General features: G+C 61.3%; 18 protein-coding genes and 1 pseudogene. 11 read left to right on the top strand and 8 right to left on the bottom strand.

Going from position 1 to position 20,637, the window contains the following annotated elements; translation table 11 throughout:
• Positions 1-23: 23 nt before the first annotated feature.
• The 4 genes from QYQ93_RS16770 to QYQ93_RS16755 form a co-directional block, all read right to left on the bottom strand.
• The gene (locus QYQ93_RS16770) at positions 24-779 is read right to left on the bottom strand and encodes an SDR family oxidoreductase (protein ID WP_338475088.1); all 756 of its coding nucleotides are present in this window, start codon (positions 777-779) and stop codon (positions 24-26) included.
• A gap of 149 nt (positions 780-928) precedes the next feature.
• Positions 929-1,936, bottom strand: coding sequence for a substrate-binding domain-containing protein (locus QYQ93_RS16765; protein WP_338475087.1), 1,008 nt, complete (start codon positions 1,934-1,936; stop codon positions 929-931).
• Positions 1,937-1,970: 34 nt separating this feature from the next.
• On the bottom strand, positions 1,971-2,948 hold the full coding sequence (locus QYQ93_RS16760) for an ABC transporter permease (RefSeq protein WP_043051434.1): 978 nt from the start codon (positions 2,946-2,948) through the stop codon (positions 1,971-1,973).
• Entirely contained in the window at positions 2,945-4,432 is a 1,488-nt protein-coding gene (locus QYQ93_RS16755) for a sugar ABC transporter ATP-binding protein (RefSeq protein ID WP_338475086.1), read from the bottom strand. The genes QYQ93_RS16760 and QYQ93_RS16755 overlap by 4 nt, the downstream gene beginning before the upstream one ends.
• Positions 4,433-4,715: 283 nt before the next feature.
• Between QYQ93_RS16755 and rpiB the strand changes: the two genes are divergently transcribed.
• The 3 genes from rpiB (at position 4,716) to QYQ93_RS16740 (ending at position 8,184) form a co-directional block, all read left to right on the top strand.
• The gene (rpiB, locus tag QYQ93_RS16750; RefSeq protein ID WP_338475085.1) at positions 4,716-5,177 is read left to right on the top strand and encodes a ribose 5-phosphate isomerase B; all 462 of its coding nucleotides are present in this window, start codon (positions 4,716-4,718) and stop codon (positions 5,175-5,177) included.
• A 63-nt stretch (positions 5,178-5,240) separates the two neighbouring features.
• Entirely contained in the window at positions 5,241-6,221 is a 981-nt protein-coding gene (locus QYQ93_RS16745) for a sugar-binding transcriptional regulator (protein WP_005788844.1), read from the top strand.
• Between the two features lie 394 nt (positions 6,222-6,615).
• Positions 6,616-8,184: a TerC family protein gene (locus tag QYQ93_RS16740; protein WP_043051431.1), complete on the top strand. Its 1,569-nt coding sequence runs from the start codon at positions 6,616-6,618 to the stop codon at positions 8,182-8,184.
• Between the two features lie 28 nt (positions 8,185-8,212).
• Here QYQ93_RS16740 and QYQ93_RS16735 read toward each other — a convergent pair.
• Positions 8,213-8,494: pseudogene (locus QYQ93_RS16735) on the bottom strand (thioredoxin family protein); the annotation flags it as partial.
• 320 nt (positions 8,495-8,814) lie between these two features.
• On the opposite strand from QYQ93_RS16735, the gene QYQ93_RS16730 reads away from it, so the two are divergent.
• From QYQ93_RS16730 to QYQ93_RS16695, 8 genes are all read left to right on the top strand, one after another.
• Positions 8,815-9,663, top strand: coding sequence for a transporter substrate-binding domain-containing protein (locus tag QYQ93_RS16730; protein WP_043051430.1), 849 nt, complete (start codon positions 8,815-8,817; stop codon positions 9,661-9,663).
• Positions 9,664-9,715: 52 nt separating this feature from the next.
• A complete protein-coding gene (locus QYQ93_RS16725; RefSeq protein WP_043051429.1) occupies positions 9,716-10,378 on the top strand; it encodes an amino acid ABC transporter permease in 663 nt (220 codons plus the stop codon).
• A 10-nt stretch (positions 10,379-10,388) separates the two neighbouring features.
• Positions 10,389-11,051 carry an amino acid ABC transporter permease gene (locus QYQ93_RS16720; protein ID WP_153871789.1) on the top strand — a complete coding sequence of 221 codons (663 nt, stop codon included), beginning with the start codon at positions 10,389-10,391 and terminating at the stop codon, positions 11,049-11,051.
• Positions 11,048-11,830, top strand: a complete 783-nt coding sequence (locus tag QYQ93_RS16715; protein WP_056846219.1) for an amino acid ABC transporter ATP-binding protein — start codon at positions 11,048-11,050, stop codon at positions 11,828-11,830. Before QYQ93_RS16720 ends, QYQ93_RS16715 begins: the two co-directional genes overlap by 4 nt.
• Before the next feature lie 15 nt (positions 11,831-11,845).
• Positions 11,846-12,235 carry a RidA family protein gene (locus QYQ93_RS16710; protein WP_034119946.1) on the top strand — a complete coding sequence of 130 codons (390 nt, stop codon included), beginning with the start codon at positions 11,846-11,848 and terminating at the stop codon, positions 12,233-12,235.
• 169 nt (positions 12,236-12,404) lie between these two features.
• Positions 12,405-13,169 carry an IclR family transcriptional regulator gene (locus tag QYQ93_RS16705; protein ID WP_338475084.1) on the top strand — a complete coding sequence of 255 codons (765 nt, stop codon included), beginning with the start codon at positions 12,405-12,407 and terminating at the stop codon, positions 13,167-13,169.
• 9 nt (positions 13,170-13,178) lie between these two features.
• Positions 13,179-14,387 (top strand): amino acid deaminase, encoded by a 1,209-nt coding sequence (locus QYQ93_RS16700; protein WP_338475083.1) that lies wholly within the window; start codon positions 13,179-13,181, stop codon positions 14,385-14,387.
• A gap of 115 nt (positions 14,388-14,502) precedes the next feature.
• The gene (locus QYQ93_RS16695; protein ID WP_338475082.1) at positions 14,503-15,408 is read left to right on the top strand and encodes a sugar kinase; all 906 of its coding nucleotides are present in this window, start codon (positions 14,503-14,505) and stop codon (positions 15,406-15,408) included.
• 121 nt (positions 15,409-15,529) lie between these two features.
• On the opposite strand, the gene QYQ93_RS16690 is transcribed toward QYQ93_RS16695, so the two are convergent.
• The 3 genes from QYQ93_RS16690 to QYQ93_RS16680 form a co-directional block, all read right to left on the bottom strand.
• Positions 15,530-15,805: a peptidylprolyl isomerase gene (locus QYQ93_RS16690; protein WP_003174397.1), complete on the bottom strand. Its 276-nt coding sequence runs from the start codon at positions 15,803-15,805 to the stop codon at positions 15,530-15,532.
• 43 nt (positions 15,806-15,848) lie between these two features.
• A complete protein-coding gene (locus QYQ93_RS16685) occupies positions 15,849-18,386 on the bottom strand; it encodes a PAS domain-containing hybrid sensor histidine kinase/response regulator (protein ID WP_338475081.1) in 2,538 nt (845 codons plus the stop codon).
• A gap of 140 nt (positions 18,387-18,526) precedes the next feature.
• On the bottom strand, positions 18,527-20,482 hold the full coding sequence (locus QYQ93_RS16680; protein ID WP_043050499.1) for an acetoacetate--CoA ligase: 1,956 nt from the start codon (positions 20,480-20,482) through the stop codon (positions 18,527-18,529).
• Between the last annotated feature and the right edge of the window lie 155 nt (positions 20,483-20,637).

Genomic DNA, 20,637 nt, shown 5'->3' with positions numbered 1-20,637 from the left:
GACCTCACGACATAAAGATGGAATTACTGAATGCTGTAGCCGCCATCGATCACCATATTGGCGCCGGTGATCATCTGCGCGGCATCGCTGAGCAGGTACATTGCCAGCCCGGCGATTTCTTCAGGCAATGCAAAGCGCCCCGCCGGGATCTGCAATTTGGCCCGCTCGCCCACTTCACCGGCCCAGGCTTGTTTGCCCAGGGCGGTTTCGACGATGGTCGGGGAGATGGCGTTGACGTTGATCTGCGGCGCCCATTCCATGGCCAGGACCTTGGTCATGCCGACGATGGCCGCCTTGCTGGCGCAATAGGCGACGTGACGATCCAGGCCAATGACGGCAGCCTGGGACGCGAGGTTGACGATGCGCCCGCTGCCCTGGGCCAGCATGTGCTTGGCGCACGCCTGGGTCACGAAGAAACTGGCCTTGAGATTGATGTCCAGGGTGGTGTCCCAGGCGCTTTCACTGACCTCGATGGCCTTGTCCAGCAGCACCACGCCGGCGCTGTTGATCAGGGAATCCAGGCGTTGAAAGTGTGCGAATACGCGGTCGATGGCGGGTTGTATCTGGCCGGTCTGGCCGAGGTCCACAGCGATGCCCAGGTGCCCGCTACCCAGGCTGGCGGCGACTTCAACCACCGCCGGGTCACGGTCCAGCAATGCCACGCGGGCACCGCGTTCCACCAGCAGGGTGGCACAGGCCAGGCCGATGCCGGCGGCACCGCCGGTGATCACCGCGCAACGACCGCTGAGGTCGAAGGCTTGGTTCCAGAATCCAGACATGAACAGACTCCATTTTGAGTAGGGTGGAGGTCAAGTGTGGGAGGGGGCTTGCTCCCGATAGCGATTTAACAGTGATAAATCGGTCGGCTGACACACCGCTATCGGGAGCAAGCCCCCCTCCCACATTTGGCTGTATTTCAAGTCAATAACTACTTGGCTCCGCTGACTTGCTTGTACAGCGCATCCGCATTGGCATTGGTCACCGGCACCCATGGCAGGATGTAATTCTTCGCCGTGCCGTCGGCCCATTTCACGTCCTTGGCATAACGCTCCCAGATCACCGACTGCGGCTTGTAGTCCTTGCCGGCCAGGGCACGCAGGGCTACGTCCAGCGCGCCTTGGGACTGGGCCTGGGCGTCCTGGAGGAAAGTGGTGACTTCATCTTTTTTCGCCGCCTGGATAGCATCCGGCATGCCGTCAATGGAAGTCACGGGCACGTCCTTGGAGGTAAGGCCGTGGGACTTCAGGGCCTGCACGGCGCCGAGGGCCATGTCATCGTTCTGTGCGATCACACCGTTGATGCCCTTGGGGTGAGCGTTGAGCCAGTCTTCGGTGAGGGTCAGCGCCTGGGCGCGGTCCCAGTTGGCGGTTTTCTTTTCGATGATCTTGATATCCGGGTGCTTGCCCAGCACTTCCAGCTCGCCTTTTTCCCGGTCGATCTGTGCTGACTGGCCAATCGGGCCCTGGATGATCACCACGTTGCCCTTGCCGTTGAGCTTGTCGACCATGGCCTGGGCCTGCAGGCGGCCACCTTCCACGTCGTCGTTACCGACATACGGCACGTTGGCATCGGCTACTTTCGTATTGGAGGCGATGACCACCACGTCGTTGCCCATGGCGGCCTTGACGGTGCCGACACCGGCCTTGGTATCGATCGGCACGAACAGGATCGCGTCGTAGCGTTGGGTCACCATGTTTTCGATCTGGTTGTTCTGGGTCAGGGCGTCGTAGTTGCCGTCGAACACGGTCAACTGCACGGTGCCATCCTTGACCGCCGGATGTTCCTTGAGCTCACGCACCCAGTTCTGCATGAACTGGCCCTTGAGGCCGTAGACGGCCGCGCCGATCTTGTAGGTCTTGCCATCGGCAGCCAGGGCGATGCTGCTGGCAAGCAAGGTGAGGGTCGCCGCAGCGGCCAAAGTGGTACCAAGTTTCATGAGTAGAACTCCGGTTATTGTTGTGGGTCGTTCTCTAGCGTTTTTTCTTGCGCCACACGTCGATCAGTACTGCGAACACGATGATCAGGCCCTTGGCGACCTGTTGGTAATAGGAGGACACACCGAGCAGGTTCAGGCCGTTGTTGATCACGCCGATCAACAACGCACCGAACAAGGTGCCGACGATGCTGCCGGTGCCACCCGACAGGCTGGTACCACCGATCACCACCGCGGCAATTGCGTCCAGCTCGTAGGAAACCCCGGCCTGGGGCAGGGCAGAGGTGGTACGTGCCGACAGCACCACGCCGGCTAATCCGGCGAGCAGGCCCGACACCACGTACACCGAGAACATCACCTTGCGCACGCCGATGCCGGAGGTGCGCGCGCTTTTTTCATTGCCGCCCACCGCGTATACGTAACGGCCATAGGTGGTGTAGCGCAGGACCATCCAGAAGATCAGCGCGACCACGGCGAAGATGATGATCGGCACGCCTATCGGGCCGATCTTGCCGATACCCAGGGCCAGGTAGGCGTCGGGCAGATCGGTGATGGGGCTGCCGTCGTTGAGGATAAAGGTCATGCCCCGGGCGATGCTGAGCATGCCCAGGGTCGCCACGAAAGGCGGGATCGACAGGTTGGCGACCATGAAGCCATTGACCACGCCGAGCATCGCCCCGGCAAACATCCCGGCGCTGACCGCTGCCAACAGCCCGTAACCCTGGGTGGCGACCATGGCGCTGCACAGCCCGGCAAACGCCAGGATCGAACCCACAGAGAGGTCGATACCCTTGGTCAGGATCACATAGGTCATGCCCACGGCAAGGATGCCGTTGATGGAGGTCTGGCGCAGGATGTCCATCCAGTTGCGCCAGGTCATGAAGTATTCGCTGGAAAACGCCATCACCACGCAGAGCAGGATAAACACCAGCGGCAGGCCGAAGCGGTCGAGGGACAGGCGCAGGCGGCTGCGTGGGGCGGTAGTAATAGGTGCGGCGATGGTTTTGGCATTCATGAGGCAAGACTCAACAAGGCTTCCTGGGAAAGGGCGGTGTCGGTGCTGATGGTCACCAGCCGGCCACCCTTGAATACGGCGATGCGATCGCTCAGGTGCAGCAGTTCCGGGGCTTCCGACGACACCACGATGGCCGCGCCGCCAGCCCGTACGAACTGGTCGAGCAGGCGGTAGATCTCCTGCTTGGCGCCTTCGTCGATGCCCCGGGTCGGTTCGTCGCAGAGCAGGCACACCGGCTCGGTGGACAGGCATTTGGCGAGCACCACTTTCTGCTGGTTGCCGCCGCTCATGGACGCCACCGGCAAATCCAGGGAGCTGGTCTTGATCTGCAGGCGCTTGACCATGTCCTCGGCCAGTTGGGTTTCCTTGCGTGCGTTGATCAGCGACCAGCTCGACAAGCGCTTGTAGGCCGACAGCGCAATGTTCGAGAGGATGCTGCCGGTCAGTACCAGGCCGCTGTCCTTGCGGTCTTCGGTGACCAGGGACATGCCGGCGTCGATGGTGGCCTTGGGCATGCCGATCGGCATGGGCTTGCCTTGCAGGGTGACGCTGCCGGAATCCGCCACGGTCAGGCCGTAGATGCAATTGAGGAATTCGCTGCGCCCGGAGCCCATCAGCCCATAGATGCCGAGGATTTCGCCTTGGCGCAGTTGCAGGCTGATGTCGTGGAACTCGCCGTTGCGGCTCAGGCTGTCGACTTGCAGGCAGGTGTCGGCGGCGCATTCGCGGCCGACCTTGTGGTCGATGCGCGTCAGCTCCTGGCCGACGATACCGCGCACCAGGTGGTCGCGGTCGATATCGGCCATGTGCCCGCTTTCCACAAAGGCGCCATCGCGAAAGATGCTGTAGTCATCGGCGATCTGCGCCAGTTCGCTCAGGCGATGGGACACATACACGATGCCGGCGCCGCGGGCGGTGAGGCGGCGAATGGCCTTGAACAACGTTTCGGCCTCGCGCTCGCCGATGGCCGAGGTGGGCTCATCCATGATCATCACCTGGCAGTCATGGCTGAACGCCTTGGCGATTTCCACCAGTTGGATCTGCGCCACGCTCAAGCGGTGCATGGGGCTGGTGGCGTCGACCTCGAATTCCAGGCTTTCCAGCAGTTCACGTGTACGCCGATTGAGGGTCTTGCTGTCGACGATGCAGCCTGCGCGGCGTGGTTCGCGGCCCAGCCAGATATTTTCGGCGACGGTCATGTAGGGGATGGGCTCCAGCTCCTGGGTGATCATCGCGATCCCCGCCGCCAGGGCTTCACTCGGGCGGTTGAACTGTACCGGCGCACCGTTGAGCAGGATGCTGCCGGCGTCACGCTGGGTGATGCCCATCAGAATGCTCAGGAAGGTCGACTTGCCGGCACCATTGCCGCCGCACAGGGCGTGGACGCTGCCGGCCCGCAGAGAAAGGCGCCCGTCACGCAGGGCGGGCACCCCGGCGTAAGCCTTGGCGACGTGTTCAGCCTGGAGCAGTAATGGCGTGGCCATCGGCGTGTCCTCGTGCTGTGAATTCTTATTAGGTCGCACAGTCATGTTTCGCTGTGATCATATGTGTATCAAATGAAATTCTGATCAGTCAATCTCTTTCATTTAAAAGCGATGATTCTCATCTCTAGCCGCCATATCGGCTTCTAAAGCCGCATTGACTGGGAGGTCAGTTAAATCAAGCTTGACAGGAAGGGTGAAACGCCTGCGAAATGACTGAGCGAAATTTCATTGAGTGATCATATGATCAGTCTTAATCAGGATCTCGGCAGCGGAGCCAGACGCTATGAACACACCTTTCCCGGTGGCTATCGGATGTGATGAAGCGGGTTTTGAGCTTAAAGAGATGTTGAGGCGCCATATCGAAGCGCTGGGTTACCCGGTGACCGACTTCGGCACTCACTCCACCGCGCCGGTGCTTTACCCGGACATCGCCCTGGCCGTGGCCAATGCCATCAACGCCGGGCAGCAGCGCCTGGGTGTGCTGGTGTGCGGCACCGGGATCGGCATGGCCATTTCGGCCAATAAGGTCATGGGTATTCGTGCGGCCCAGGCCCATGACACCTATTCGGCGGAGCGGGCACGCAAGAGCAACGATGCGCAGATCCTGTCCATCGGTGCGCGGGTGATCGGCGCAGAACTGGCCAAGAGCATCGTCACTGCGTTCCTGGCCTCGGAGTTCGAGGTGGCGCGTTCGGGGGCCAAGGTCGAACGCATCAATGCGATTGAGCGCGATGGGCATCAGTAGTGGACGGCACGGGGCAAGAGTCGGGAGAATGCGCCTTTGACGCCGAAACGGAAGCCCGTCCCCATGAGTGACAGTACCCAGCGCATGGCCAGTGATATCGATCAGATGACCGAAGTGGCGATGCTCTATTACCTTGAGAACGTCACTCAGGAGGCCATCGCCAAGCGCTTCGACCTGTCGCGGGCAAAAGTCAGTCGTCTGCTCAAGCGGGCGCGGGATGAAGGCATTGTCGAGGTGCGCGTATTGCAGCACCCGGCGATGAATAATGAGCTGGAGAGGGCGCTGGTGGAGCGCTTCAAGCTTGACCGTGCCTTGATCGCGGTCGACCACAGCGACCCTGACACCCAGCGCTCGGCGGTCGCCAGCCTGGTGGCCAACTACCTGAACAAGACCCTCGGTGACGGCATGATCGTCGCCGTCGGCATGGGCCGTAACGTCGGCGCGGTGGCCGACAACGTCTTTCTGCCGGTGACGCGCAACTGCACCTTTGTGTGTGCCATTGGCGGTTCGCTCAAGGCCGGGGAGTACATGAACCCCGACCATATCTGCCGGCGCCTGGCCCTGCGCTTTGGCGGCGAGAGCGAAAGCCTGTATGCCCCGGCGCTGGTGGCCAACCCGGAACTGCGTGGCGTGCTGATCAATAACGACACGGTGCGCTCCACCCTCGACCGTGCACGGCGAGCCGACATTGCCCTGATCGGCATCGGCGACATGAGTGAGAACAGCAACATGGTGCGCATGGGCTGGTTCTCGCCCCAGGAGATCGCCCAGGCGCGGTTATCCGGCACCGTGGGGGACATGATGGGCTATGACTTCATCGACATTCACGGCCAGCCGGCGGTCAACGCCATTCAGGGCCGGGTGATCGGGTTGACCGTGCAGGAGCTGTTCCGTATCCCGGATGTGGTGGCGATTGCCAGTGAAAACACCAAGGCGGCGGCGACGTTGGGGGCGTTGCGCTCGGGGGTGATCAATACGCTGGCGACGACGGTGACCAATGCCCACACCATCCTGGCGCTGGATGATGCTACCCGAAAGTCCTGATCCCACACCGTTCCAAATGTGGAATGGGGGCTTGTGTGGGAGGGGGCTTGCTCCCGATAGCGGTGTGTCAGCCAGCTTGTATATTGACTGACACACCGCCATCGGGAGCAAGCCCCCTCCCACATTGGTTTTGCATGAGTTTGGGAGACAGGTTTTGTAATAGTTTTGCCCTGTGGGAGTTTTGTGTTTGGGCTGTAGGATTCAAGTCCTTTTGTCATTTCAGGACTTGCATGAACACCCTCTCGGAGCCTCCCAGTCGTCTTTCCCCAAGACAACCGCTGTTGCTGTTCCCGCTGAAGCACCCCGTATTCCGTCAACTAACCTTGTCCCGGTCGTATGACCGCACTTTGCCGTGCCCGGCGTTCTGAACACTTTAAAGACAGAGAATTTATAAATGGAATGGTTAGCGGATCCAACAGCCTGGCTCGGCCTTGCGACCTTGATTGTGCTGGAACTGGTGCTGGGTATCGACAACCTGGTGTTTATCGCGATCCTGGCGGACAAATTGCCGCCGGAACAGCGTGACCGTGCGCGGTTGATCGGTTTGTCCCTGGCCTTGCTGATGCGCCTGGGTCTGTTGGCGAGTATTTCCTGGTTGGTGACCCTCACGCAGCCGCTGTTCGAGGTGTTCGACAAGAGCTTCTCCGGTCGCGACCTGATCATGTTGTTTGGTGGTGTGTTCCTGTTGTTCAAGGCCACCATGGAATTGCATGAGCGCCTGGAAGGCCATGTGGCCCAGCACAAGGGCAGTGTGGCCTACGCCATGTTCTGGCCGATCGTCGCGCAGATCGTGGTGCTGGATGCGGTGTTCTCCCTCGACGCGGTGATTACCGCCGTGGGCATGGTTGACGAGCTGGCGGTGATGATGATCGCGGTGATCGTGTCCATTGGTTTGATGATCGTGGCGAGCAAGCCGCTGACCCGTTTCGTCAACGCCCACCCCACGGTCATCATGCTGTGCCTGGGCTTCTTGATGATGATCGGTTTCGCCCTGACCGCCGAAGGCTTGGGCTTCCATATTCCAAAGGGCTACCTGTACGCGGCCATTGGCTTCTCGATTTTGATCGAGGTGTTCAACCAGATCGCCCGCTCGCGTCGCAAGAAATCGGCACAAGGTGTGCTGCCGGTGCGTGAGCGTACGGCCCATGCGGTGATGCGTCTGCTCGGTGGTCGCAGCCTGGCGGTGGAAGAAGTGGGCGAAGAGGTTGCCGACATGCTGGGCGAGCCGGATGCCAACCAGGGGCCGCTGTTTGATCGACGTGAGCGGGTGATGATCAGCGGTGTGCTGCAACTGGCCGAGCGGCCGATTCGCTCCTTGATGACGCCTCGGGCCAAGGTTGACTGCATCGACCTGGCGGACGATCCCGAGACTATCCGCCTGAAGTTGATGCATTCGTCCTACTCGCGCCTGCCGTTGATCCGCAATGGCGCGGTGGATGAACCCCTGGGCTTTGTGCACAAGAAGGAGCTGCTCAAGGAATACCTGGCTGGTAACGAGCCGAACCTGGAACACCTGGCGCGCCGGGCGATCAATCTGCTGGAGAGCTTCTCGATCCTCAATGCCCTGGAACAGATGCGTCAGGAATCCACTCACATCGCCTTCGTGATCAACGAGTTCGGGGATTTCATGGGTGTGTTGAGCATGACCGACATCCTCGAATCCATCGCCGGTGAACTGCCCGACGCCAGTGAAATCGAGGGGCCGGACATTATCGAGGAGGGTGATGGCTTCCGTGCCAATGGGGCCTTGAACCTGAACCAGATTCGTCAGCGCACCGGCTTCAAGGCTGCGGCGACCGAGGATTATCAAACCTTGGCGGGTTTGGTGATGAGCCTGCTCGACCGTCTGCCGGTGGTGGGCGATAGCCTGGAGCATGAGGGCTGGCGTTTGACGGTGGTTGAAGTGGAGGAGCGTCGAGTGACGCAAGTGCGCTTACGCCCTTGCTTAGGTCATAACGGCTGAATATGTCTTTCACGCACTGCTCTTGTTCTTCCGTGGGGCCAAAGCCTTTGAATTTTTCTACCAGGGCCCCATTCAAGTAGATCAGCAGCGTCGGGGTGCCTGTCACGTCGGGGTGCCTCGGCGTGTGTGCGCAATCGAGCGCCAGGCAGACTATCCATGGATGCCTCCAGGCGGCCAGTTCAAAGAGGAGCCCTGCGCTCGCGCAGGCGGGGCAGTGCTCTGAAACGAAAAGAAGGAACACGGGGCGCGGTGTGTTCAGAACCCACTGAAATTCCGTCGCGCTGGAAATTTTTCGCGTGGCAATTCCCATGACAATCTCCCTTAAAGCCGTGGCGGTTTTTGCTGACGCTATGCCCGTGGATTGCCCACGTCTACTGTCAACTTTCACAGGTCAGCCCAGACGCTCAGTATCGGTGCGCAGTAACACCGGTGTGGGGCCTTGCGTAGCAAGTCCACTGCGCTGATGGCGTCTCACTGTCTACCTGTTCGAGCGCTATCGCGCTGACCCATAAGGCATTTCTGCCCCAAATAGTTTTTCTCCAGCGCCTATGGCACACTTTCTGCTGTCTATTCCGTTGTTACATACTTAGTTCCGGTATAGCGGAATATACAACCCTTGGAGTGCTTGTCATGCATCACCGACCTTCCGTGTTCAAAGCGTGTGCTCTTCTCTTCGCCGTCTCGGCGTCCCTCGCCAGTGTTGTGCAGGCGGCGGACAGCAAGCTCGATGACGTGCTCAAGCGCGGGCACCTAATCGTGGGTACAGGCAGTACCAATGCGCCGTGGCACTTCCAGGGAGCGGATGGCAAGTTGCAGGGGTTCGATATCGACATCGGCCGCATGGTGGCCAAGGGTTTGTTCAATGACCCGAGCAAGGTCGAGTTTGTGGTGCAGTCGTCCGACGCACGCATTCCCAACCTGCTCACCGACAAGGTTGATATGAGCTGCCAGTTCATCACCGTCACCGCCAGTCGTGCGCAGCAGGTGGCCTTCACCCTGCCGTATTACCGCGAAGGTGTCGGCCTGTTGCTGCCGAACAACAGCAAGTACAAGGAAATCGAAGATCTGCAGGCAGCGGGCGATGACGTCACCGTGGCTGTGCTGCAAAACGTGTATGCCGAAGAGCTGGTGCACCAGGCGCTGCCCAAGGCCAAGGTCGACCAATACGACAGTGTCGACCTGATGTACCAGGCCGTGAACTCCGGTCGCGCCGATGCCGCCGCCACCGACCAGTCTTCGGTCAAGTACCTGATGGTGCAGAACCCAGGCCGCTACCGCAGCCCTGCGTACGCCTGGAGCCCGCAAACCTATGCGTGCGCGGTCAAGCGCGGCGACCAGGACTGGCTGAACTTCGTCAACACCGCGCTGCACGAAGCCATGACCGGTGTGGAATTCCCCACCTACAAAGCTTCGTTCAAGCAGTGGTTTGGCGTGGACCTGCCAGAACCGGCGATTGGTTTTCCCGTGGAATTCAAGTGATCCGCAACAATAGGGGCGTGCCTGAACACGCCCCACTCAGGTACTGCTGACCATGAACTATCAGTTGAATTTTGCCGCCGTCTGGCGTGATTTCGACACCTTGCTGGCGGGGCTCGGCCTGGGCCTGCAGCTGGCGTTGCTGTCGATTGCCATCGGCTGCGTGATCGGCCTGCTGATGGCGTTTGCCATGCTGTCCCGGCACCGCGCGTTGCGCATCCTGGCCTCGGTGTACGTGACGGTGGTGCGCAATACGCCGATCCTGGTGCTGATTCTGTTGATCTACTTTGCCTTGCCGTCCCTGGGGATCCGCCTGGACAAGATCCCCTCGTTCATCATCACCCTGTCGCTGTATGCCGGTGCCTACCTGACCGAAGTGTTCCGCGCCGGGCTGCTGAATATTCCCAAGGGCCTGCGCGAAGCCGGGTTGGCCATCGGACTTGGCGAGTGGCGGATCCGCGCCTATATCACCGTGCCGGTGATGCTGCGCAATGTGTTGCCGGCGTTGTCGAACAACTTTATCTCGCTGTTCAAGGACACCTCCCTGGCCGCGGCGATTGCGGTGCCGGAGCTGACCTATTACGCCCGCAAGATCAACGTCGAAAGCTACCGGGTGATTGAAACCTGGCTGGTCACGACCGCGCTCTATGTGGCTGCCTGTTACCTCATTGCCATGCTGCTCCGTTACCTGGAACAGCGCCTGGCGATCCGTCGTTAAGGAGGGTTTCATGTACGAATCCCCCAGTTGGCTGCATGAATTATGGGTCGCCCGCGATACGCTCTGGGCCGGTTTCCAGGCCAGCGTGTACGTGTCGGCCCTGGCGATTATCTTCGGTACCCTGATCGGCATCGTCGCCGGGTTGATCCTGACCTACGGCAAGTTCTGGATGCGCGCGCCGTTTCGCCTGTACGTCGATTTGATCCGGGGCACACCGGTGTTTGTGCTGGTGCTGGCGTGTTTCTACATGCTGCCGGCCCTGGGTTGGCAGATCAGCGCATTCCAGGCCGGTGCGGTTGGGCTCACGTTGTTCTGTGGCTCCCATGTGTCGGAAATCGTGCGTGGCGCGCTGCAAGCCATTCCCCGGGGGCAGCTGGAAGCCGGCAAGGCGATTGGCCTGACGTTTTACCAGTCCCTGGGCTACGTGCTGTTGCCCCAGGCGCTTCGGCAGATCCTGCCGACCTGGGTCAATTCCTCCACGGAAATCGTCAAGGCCTCGACCTTGCTGTCGGTGATCGGCGTGGCTGAATTGCTGCTCAGTACCCAGCAGGTGATCGCACGCACCTTCATGACCCTGGAGTTCTACCTGTTCGCCGGGTTTCTGTTCTTTGTCATCAACTACGCCATTGAATTATTCGGGCGCTACATTGAAAAGCGGGTGGCCTTGCCATGAACCAAGCTCAAACCAACCAACCGCTGCTGGCTATTCGCGGCCTGCGTAAACAATACGGCGAGGTGGAAGTGCTCAAGGGCGTGGACCTGTCCATGCAGCGCGGCAATGTGGTGACCTTGATCGGCTCCAGCGGCTCGGGCAAGACCACCTTGCTGCGCTGCGTCAACTTGCTGGAAGAGTTCCAGGGCGGGCAGATCACCCTGGATGGCGAGTCCATCGGCTACCGCGAGGTCGGCGGCAAGCGCGTGCGCCATCCGGAGCGGGTGATTGCCCAGCACCGCGCAATGACCGGCATGGCGTTCCAGCAATTCAACCTGTTCCCGCATCTGACTGCGCTGCAAAACGTTACCCTCGGCTTGCTCAAGGTCAAGAAGATGGGCAAGGATGAAGCCGTGGCGCTGGCCGAGAAATGGCTGGACCGCGTCGGCCTGCTGGAGCGCCGTAATCACTTCCCGGGCCAATTGTCCGGTGGTCAGCAACAGCGCGTGGCGATTGCTCGGGCGATTGCCATGAACCCTAGCCTGATGCTGTTCGACGAAGTCACCTCGGCCCTCGACCCGGAGCTGGTGGGCGAAGTGCTCAGTGTGATCAAGGGGCTGGCGGAAGAGGGCATGACCATGTTGCTGGTCACCCACGAAATGCGCTTTGCCTATGAAGTCTCGGACCAGATCGTCTTCATGAACCAGGGCCGCATTGAAGAGCAGGGCACCGCCAAAGACATCTTCGAACGACCGCAGTCGCCGCGACTGGCGGAATTTCTCAAGAACATTCGTTTTTAACAAGGAGCAACTTGCATGAGCATTACTCGTTACGGTACCGGCAGCACTGCAGGTGGCGGCCAGCCACGTCCCTTCGCCCGTGCGGTGGAGGCCGATGGCTGGCTGTATGTGTCAGGCCAGGTGCCCGCCGTGGACGGCGAAATCATCAGCGGCGGCATCATCGAGCAGACCCGGCAGACCATGCGCAACGTGGTGGCGATCCTCGAAGAAGCCGGTTACGAACTCAAGGATGTGGTGCGCGTGGGTGTGTGGCTGGAAGACCCACGGGACTTCTGGAGTTTCAACAAAGTCTTCGGTGAATACTTCACCCCGGAACACGCCCCGGCGCGCGCCTGCGTGCAGGCCAATATGATGGTCGATTGCAAGGTCGAGATCGATTGCGTGGCCTACAAGAAAAAGGGCTGAAGTGCCCGGATCCTTAGCCCACAGCAAATCCAGTGTGGGAGGGGGCTTGCTCCCGATAGCGGTGGTTCAGTGACAGATTTGTTGACTGACACACCGCTATCGGGAGCAAGCCCCCTCCCACAGGGAATCTCTGCCAAATCCTGGAACTTTGACCGGATCCATCACTGCTATGAACGAAGACACCATCAAGCGCCGCGCCAAAGGCCTGGACCGTGCGTTCGATATCCTCGATTTTCTCAAGGAGATCGGCCAGCCCCTGCGCCCGAATGACATTGCCAGCGGCATTGGCAGCCCCAAGTCCACGGTCTACGAGCTGGTCGCTTCCCTGCTGGAGCGGCGCATCCTGGAAACCGTAGGCAAGGACGGTCACGTGTATCTGGGCCGCCAGTTGTATTTCCTCGGCCAGGCGCACCTGCGCCACTTCGACCTGACCCGCGAGGCCGACCACGCCTTGCAGGACATCGTCAGCCAGACCCACGAAACCGCGCAGATGTGCCTGCTCAATGGGCGCAAATACACGGTAGCCTTGATGCGCGAGGGCCAGCGGCATTTCAGGATTTCTTCGGATATCGGTGAAAACGCACCGATCCCATGGACCGCCTCCGGGCGCCTGCTGCTCGGGCATTTGAGCGACCAGCAGATCATCGACCTGATCGACCCCGACGATTTCATCCTGCCGGACGGCCAGCGCCTGCCGTTACACATCTTCCTGGCGCAGATCCGCCAGGCCACCCTCGATGGATTTTTTTCCTTCGACAGTGTGGCCGACACCTTTACCCATTGCTTTGCCGCTCCGGTGCGGGACGCCCAGGGCGTCAGCATCGCGACTTTGTGCATCGTTGCTCCGCGGGCCGATGCCAGCAAAAATTACCACGACTATCGCCGGGTGCTGATCGACAGCGCCAACAGCCTGGCCCGGCGTATCAACGATTAGGAGTTTTCCATGTCTGCCCTCAATGCCGTTGAAAAAGGCGCCGCCGTTATCGGTGCCCACTTGGTCCGCGACGTCAGCCTGCCTGCCCTGGTACTGCACCGCGACGCCCTGGAACACAATATTCGCTGGATGCAGGACTTTGTCAGCCGCAGCGGTGCCGAACTGGCGCCCCACGGCAAGACCAGCATGATGCCCGCGCTGTTCCAGCGCCAGCTCAGCGCCGGCGCCTGGGGCATCACCCTGGCCAGCGCCGTGCAGACCCGCGCTGCCTATGCGGGTGGCGTGCGTCGCGTGTTGATGGCCAACCAGTTGGTGGGCGCGCCGAACATGGCGTTGATCGCCGAGCTGCTGGCCGACAAGGATTTCGACTTCCATTGCATGGTCGATCACCCGGATAGCGTCGCCGACCTGGGCTTGTTCTTCGCCGCCCGTGGCCTGCGCCTGAACGTGATGATCGAATACGGCGTGGTCGGGGGCCGTTGCGGTTGCCGCAGCGAGCAGGAGGTGCGTGAGCTGGCCAAGGCAATCAAGGCCCAGCCCGCGCTGGCCCTGACCGGTATCGAAGGCTACGAAGGGGTGATCCACGGTGAACATGCCATCAGCGGCATTCGTGACTTCGCCGCCAGCCTGGTGCGCCTGGCGGTGGACTTGCAAGACAACGGCCTGTTCGACCTGCCCAAGCCGATCATCACGGCTTCGGGCTCGGCCTGGTACGACCTGATCGCCGAGTCGTTCGAAGCGCAGAATGCCGCCGGGCGTTTCCTCAGTGTGTTGCGCCCCGGCAGTTACGTGGCCCACGACCATGGCATCTATAAGGAGGCGCAGTGCTGCGTACTTGAACGCCGCAGCGACCTCAACGAGGGCCTGCGCCCGGCAATGGAAGTCTGGGCGCACGTGCAGTCGCTGCCGGAGCCGGGCTTTGCGGTGGTTGCCCTGGGCAAGCGCGACGTGGCTTATGACGCCGGTTTGCCGGTGCCGCTCAAGCGCTACAGGGCCGGGATCGTGCCGGCCCAAGGCGATGATGTGAGTGCCTGCAAGGTCACGGCGGTGATGGACCAGCATGCGTTCATGAGCGTGGCGCCGGGGGTTGAATTGCGTATTGGCGACATCATTTCGTTTGGTACGTCCCATCCTTGCCTGACCTTTGACAAGTGGCAGGTGGGGTGCCTGGTGGATGAGCAGTTGCAGGTGGTCGAGTCCCTGCATACCTGCTTCTAGACCGAGTCGCTCCTATCGGGGGCAAGCCCCCTCCCACATTTGAACTGTGCACACATTCGAAGGTGGGAGGGGGCTTGCCCCCGATGAGGCCATCAGCCCCACCGAGACAGCAGCCATGACCAACCAACCGCGCATCGCCCTCATCGGCGAATGCATGATCGAACTGCAACACCGCGCCGACGGCAGCCTGCATCAGAGCTTCGGCGGCGACACCCTGAACACGGCGGTGTACCTGCGCCGCGAACTGGGCGAGGTCGGCAGCGTCGACTACGTCACGGCCTTGGGCGATGACAGCTTCAGCGATGCCATGTGCGAGCAATGGCACGAAGAGGGCCTTGGCCTAGGCATGGTCCAGCGCCTGCCCGGACGCCTGCCGGGTTTGTACTGCATTCAGACCGACGCCAATGGCGAGCGCAAATTTCTCTATTGGCGCAACGAAGCGGCGGTGCGCGACTGCTTTACCACGCCGGCGGCCGAGCCGATACTGGCGGCGTTACCGGGTTATGACGTGGTGTATTTCAGCGGCATTACCCTGGCGGTGCTGGGAGCAGCGGGGCGCGAACGCCTGCTGCAAACCCTGGTGCAAACCCGTCGTCGTGGCGCCAGGGTAGTGTTCGATAACAATTACCGGCCAAGGCTGTGGGCCGATGTGGCAGCGGCCCGTGGAGCTTATCGCAAGGTGCTGGCCGAAGTGGATATCGCCTTGTTGACCGAGGACGACGAGCGCGCCTTGTTTGCCTATCAAGACAGCGAGCAGGTGTTTGCGGCGTATCCATCGATTGCAGAAGTGGTGCTCAAGCGTGGGGCGGATGCCTGTCTGATTCGTTGTGCGGGGGAGCGCTTTACAGTGCCTGCACTTAAAGTGGAGACGGTGGTGGATACCACGGCTGCGGGGGATTCGTTCAGTGCGGCGTATCTGGCGGGGCGGCTCAAAGGTGAGTCGCCGCAAGAGGCTGCCTTGGCGGGGCATCGGTTGGCGAGTCGGGTGATTCAGGTGTCGGGGGCTTTGATACCGAGGTGAATGGCCGCCTGGGGCGGATCGGGAGCAAGCCCCCTCCCACATTAGACTGCATTCCTTCAGTTGGAATAGGCTCAACTGTGGGAGGGGGCTTGCTCCCGATGGCGGTGTAAAGCCAGGCCCATCAGTCCCGGTAAAACACCTGCACCAGGTGATACCCGAACTTGCTCTTGATCGGCCCATGCACCACCTTCACCGGCTTCTTGAAGATTACCGCATCAATCGCCCCCACCATCTGCCCGGGCCGCACTTCACCGAGGTCACCGCCGCGTTTGCCCGACGGACAGGTGGAGTACTTTTTGGCCAGCACATCAAAGGCTTCGCCCTTGGCAATGCGCTGCTTGAGTTGTTCGGCTTCTTCGCTGGTTTTCACCAGGATATGACGGGCTTGGGCTTTCATTGGTCTCTATCAGCAGTGCGACGGCGCGCGATTATGCCTGAACTCATGCCTCGACGCCGAGCATGCTGCGGATTTTGGTGGCCAGCAGGTCGATGGAAAACGGCTTGGACACCATGTCCATGCCGTCTTCCAGGAAGCCTTGGCGTTCGGCGGCTTTCTCGGCATAACCGGTCATGAACAACACCCGCAGGCCCGGGCGATGCTGGCGGGCGATTTCCGCCAGTTGCCGACCGTTCATGCCCGGCAGACCAACGTCGGTCACCAGCAGGTCGACGCGCAGATCCGACTCCAGCAGCGGCAGCGCCGCGCGGGCATCCGCCGCCTGGTGGGCGGTGTAGCCCAGCTCGTTGAGCACGTTGACCACCAGCATGCGCACCGCCGGGTCGTCCTCGACCACCACCACGGCTTCACCGGCCTGGGCCACGGGGGCTTCGGCCAGGCTGGCGGGCAGGTGGCTTTCCAGCGCGGTGCCATACAAGCGCGGCAGATACAGGCGCACGCAGGTGCCCTGGCCCGGTTCGCTCTGGATGGTGACGTGGCCTCCAGACTGCTGGGCAAAGCCATAGATCATCGACAATCCCAGGCCGGTGCCTTGGCCGATGGGCTTGGTGGTGAAAAATGGATCGAAGGCTTTGGCGAGGATTTTCGGCGCCATGCCGCTGCCATTGTCGCTCACGCCGAGCATCACATAGTCGCCGGCCTTGACCGGCTCCAGGGTGGTGATATCGGTGCCGTCCAAATAGCTGTTGGCGGTTTCGATCAGCAACTCGCCGCCATCGGGCATCGCATCGCGGGCGTTGATCACCAGGTTGAGCAGGGCGTTTTCCAATTGGCTGGCGTCGGTGTTCACCGGCCAGATGTCCTTGCCCAATTGCACATTGAGTGTGATATGCGCGCCCTTGGTGCGCCGGAACAGGTCTTCCAGGGACGCCACCAACTGGTTGGGGTCGGTGGGGCGCCGGTCCAGCGACTGGCGCCGCGAGAACGCCAACAGGCGATGAGTGAGGGCCGCAGCACGGTGGGCGGAGGCGACGGCGGCGTCGGCAAAGCGGCCGATATCGTCGCTGCGTCCGGCGGCGATGTAGCGTTGCATCAGGTCGAGGCTGCCGATGATGCCGGTGAGCATATTGTTGAAGTCATGGGCGATGCCGCCAGTGAGCTGGCCCACCGCTTCCATCTTTTGCGCATGACGCAAGGCATCTTCGGCGCGCTCGCGCTCGAACATCTCGTTTTGCAGGCGCTGGTTGGCTTCGGCCAGGGCCTGGGTACGCTGGGCCACGCGTTCTTCGAGGTTTTCGTTGAGATGGCGCAGCGCTTCTTCGGTGAGCTTGCGTTCGGTCTCATCGATCACAAAGATGTAGAAACCATTGACCGAGCCGTCGTTGCTGAAACGTGGCAGGTACTTCATCAGCGCGTGGCGCGGGCGGCCGTCGCGATGGGGCGTGATGGTCATGAAACTGCATGCCTTGCCGTTGAGGGCGGCTTCGATCTTGTCTGCACGCCCGGCATACACCTCGTCGCCGAGCACTTCGCGGATGGACTTGCCGTACAGCTCCTGGGGGGTCATGCCGTACCAGTCGAGGTAGGCGCTGTTGTTCAAGCGGAAGCGCTGCTCATGGTCGACATAACCGATCAGCACCGGCATGGCGTTGATGATCAGTTGCAGCTCGGTCTGGCTTTGGCGCAGGGCCTGTTCGGTGTGCTTGCGCTCGGTAAGGTCCAGCGCGGCGCCGAGGAACCGCGCAGGGCGGCCTTGTTGGTCCTTGTAGCAGCGGCCACGGGCGAACACCCAGCGCACCTGGCCGTCGGCTTGCAGCAGGCGGTATTCCTCGGCGTATTCGGTGCCGAAGGTGATGCAATGCTTGATGCTGCGCGCCACCATGCCACGGTCTTCGGGGTGCACGCCTTGCAGGTAGGCGCTGATGGGCAGCAGGCCGGCGTCATTGGGGTCGACGCCATGCAGGTGGGCGAAATGGGCGTCGGCGATAAAGCGGTCTTCACCGATATCCCAATCCCAGGTGCCCACCGCATCGGTGGCTGCCAGGGCCAGTTGCAGGCGCTGCTCGGTACTGTGCTGGGCCTTGAGGCTCTCTTCGGAGCGCTGCTGCAGTTCGAGGGCTTTGCTGCGCCGCTCGTTGGTTTCGATGGCGGTGACCAGGATACCAGCCACCAGGCCGCTTTCATCGCGCACCGGGCTGTAGGTCAGGTCGAGCCAGATGTCGGTGTCGCGGCCCTGGCGTTGCACCACGAAGCGCTGCTCGCTGAAGGTGCGCACCTGGCCGCTGAGGACCGCGTCGTAGACCGGCCCGGCGAAGCTCTCCAGCTCCGGCCAGGTATGGTGCGCCGGCTGACCAAGGGCGCCGGGGTGCTTGTTGCCCACGAGCAGGGCAAAGGCATCGTTGTAGAGTTGAGTGAGTTGCGGCCCCCACAGCAGCACCATCGGCATCGGCGAATGCACGACGATATCGACGGCGGTGCGCAGGCTTTGCGGCCAATCAGTGGCCTCACCGAGGGGGCTTTGCGCCCAGTCCAGCCGCTTGATCAATGCAGCGGCTTCGCTACCGGTGGATGTTCCATTCATGAAAAAGCCCTGAGCATGACGCTTTGAAAAAATGACAACACCCATTGTCCCAAGGGATAACAGCGGGTGACTACCCCCGAAAAATAGCATGCCTTGAGGGTTTTTCTTCAAAACGCTGCGTCAGCGCTGAAACCTTTCATCTAATAATCCAGTTCAGCTCGATTGCGAAACTGGTCCAGCGCCTGGGGATTAGCCAGGGCATCGGTGTTCTTCACCGGCTCCCCGTGCACCACGTTGCGCACGGCCAATTCAACGATCTTGCCGCTGATGGTGCGGGGGATATCCGTGACAGTGAGGATCTTGGCCGGTACGTGGCGCGGTGTGGTGTTGGCGCGGATCACCTGGCGGATCTGCTGTTGCAGCGCCTCATCCAGTTGCACTCCGTCATCGAGACGCACAAACAGCACCACGCGCACATCGTCCTGCCAGCGTTGACCGATGGCGAGGCTTTCCAGCACCTGGGGGAGTTTTTCCACCTGGCGATAAATCTCGGCGGTGCCGATGCGCACGCCACCGGGGTTGAGCACAGCGTCCGAACGCCCGTGGATCAACAGGCTGCCATTGGCGCGTTGCTCGGCATAGTCACCCTGGGCCCATACACCGGGAAACTGGCTGAAGTAAGAGGCGCGCAGTTTTTGCTGGTGCGGGTCGTTCCACAAGCCGATGGGCATGGCGGGAAAGTGTCGAGTGCACACCAGTTCGCCTTTCTCCCCAAGCAGTGGTCGGCCCTGGTCGTCCCACACTTCAATGGCCATGGCCAGGCTCTTGCACTGCATCTCGCCGCGCCGCACCGGCAGTACCGGATTGCCAATCACAAAGCAGGAGACGATATCGGTGCCGCCGGACATCGACGACAGGCACAGCTCGGCCTTGATCTCGCGGTACACATAGTCATAACTCTGGGGCGACAGCGGCGAGCCGGTGGAAATCAGGCCCTTGAGGCTGCCCAGGTCGTGGCTCAGGCGCGGTTGCAGCCCGGCTTTTTCCAAAGTGGCAAGGAACTTGGGGCTGGTGCCGAACACACTGATTTTTTCCGCATCGATCAGGTCGATCAAGCGCTCGGGGCCGGGATGAAACGGTGAGCCGTCGTACAGCACCGCGGTGGCACCGAGCGCCAGCACCGACACCAGCCAGTTCCACATCATCCAGCCGCAGGTGGTGTAGTAGAACAGGCAGTCTTCGCGGCCGAGGTCGGCGTGCAGGCCGTGTTCCTTGAGGTGGGTGAGCAGCACGCCGCCGGTACCATGGATGATGCACTTGGGCACACCGGTGGTGCCGCTGGAATAGAGGATATACAGCGGGTGATCGAACGGCACCGCGACAAATTCAGGCTCGCCACCGGCTTGGTAGAAGTCGTTCCACAGCGCGACCCGGGCTTGGGTGCGGTAGTCCCCGACCCGCGCCTGAGGCTGGGTGTAGGGCACGATGATCAACTGTTGCAGGGACGGCAGGCGTTCGAGGATGTCATTGAGCTTGGCGCTCTGGTCGATGGCCTTGCCGGCATAGCGGTAGCCGGCGCAGGTGATCAGCACCTTGGGTTCGATCTGGCCGAATCGGTCGATCACGCCCTGGGTGCCGAAGTCCGGCGAGGAGCATGACCAGATTGCACCAAGGCTGGTGGTAGCCAGCATGCCGACCAGGGTTTGCCAGGTGTTGGGCATGCACGCCGCCACCCGGTCGCCGATGCCCACACCTGCCGCCCGCAGGCTGCGTTGCAGGCCGGCGACGTGGGCGGCCAGTTCGGCATAGCTCAGTTGTTCGCGCTGGCCGTCTTCGCTGATCGCCACCACGGCGGGGTGATCATCGCGGCGGCGTAACAGGTGTTCGGCAAAGTTCAGGGTGGCGCCAGGGAACCACTGGGCACTGGGCATTGCAGCGCCCTCGTCCAGGGCCGTGGTGGGTGGGCTGCGAAATTGCACGTCGAAGTACGCGACAATCGCCTGCCAGAAGTCCGGGCGCTGGTCGATGCTCCATTGGTGCAGGGCAGGGTAGTCGTGGAGCTGCAGGCTGTGGCGATCATTGATAAAACGCCGGAACTGGTCCATCCGCGTGTTGGCGATGCGTTCGGGGGAGGGTTGCCAGAGGATGTCGGACATAGCGAAATCTCTTGTTCTTGTATCGGTCTTTAAAACAATAGCGTTCCAATGTGGGAGGGGGCTTGCTCCCGATAGCAGTGTGTCAGGCAAACATCTGTAACTGAACCACCGCTATCGGGAGCAAGCCCCCTCCCACATTTTGATTTCCGGTGTCG

Source organism: Pseudomonas khavaziana, assembly GCF_036704165.1.
In the GTDB taxonomy this organism is placed as follows: Bacteria; Pseudomonadota; Gammaproteobacteria; order Pseudomonadales; family Pseudomonadaceae; genus Aquipseudomonas; species Aquipseudomonas khavaziana.
Note: the sequence above shows the minus strand (reverse complement) of the source record. Positions and strands in the feature narration are given on the sequence as shown.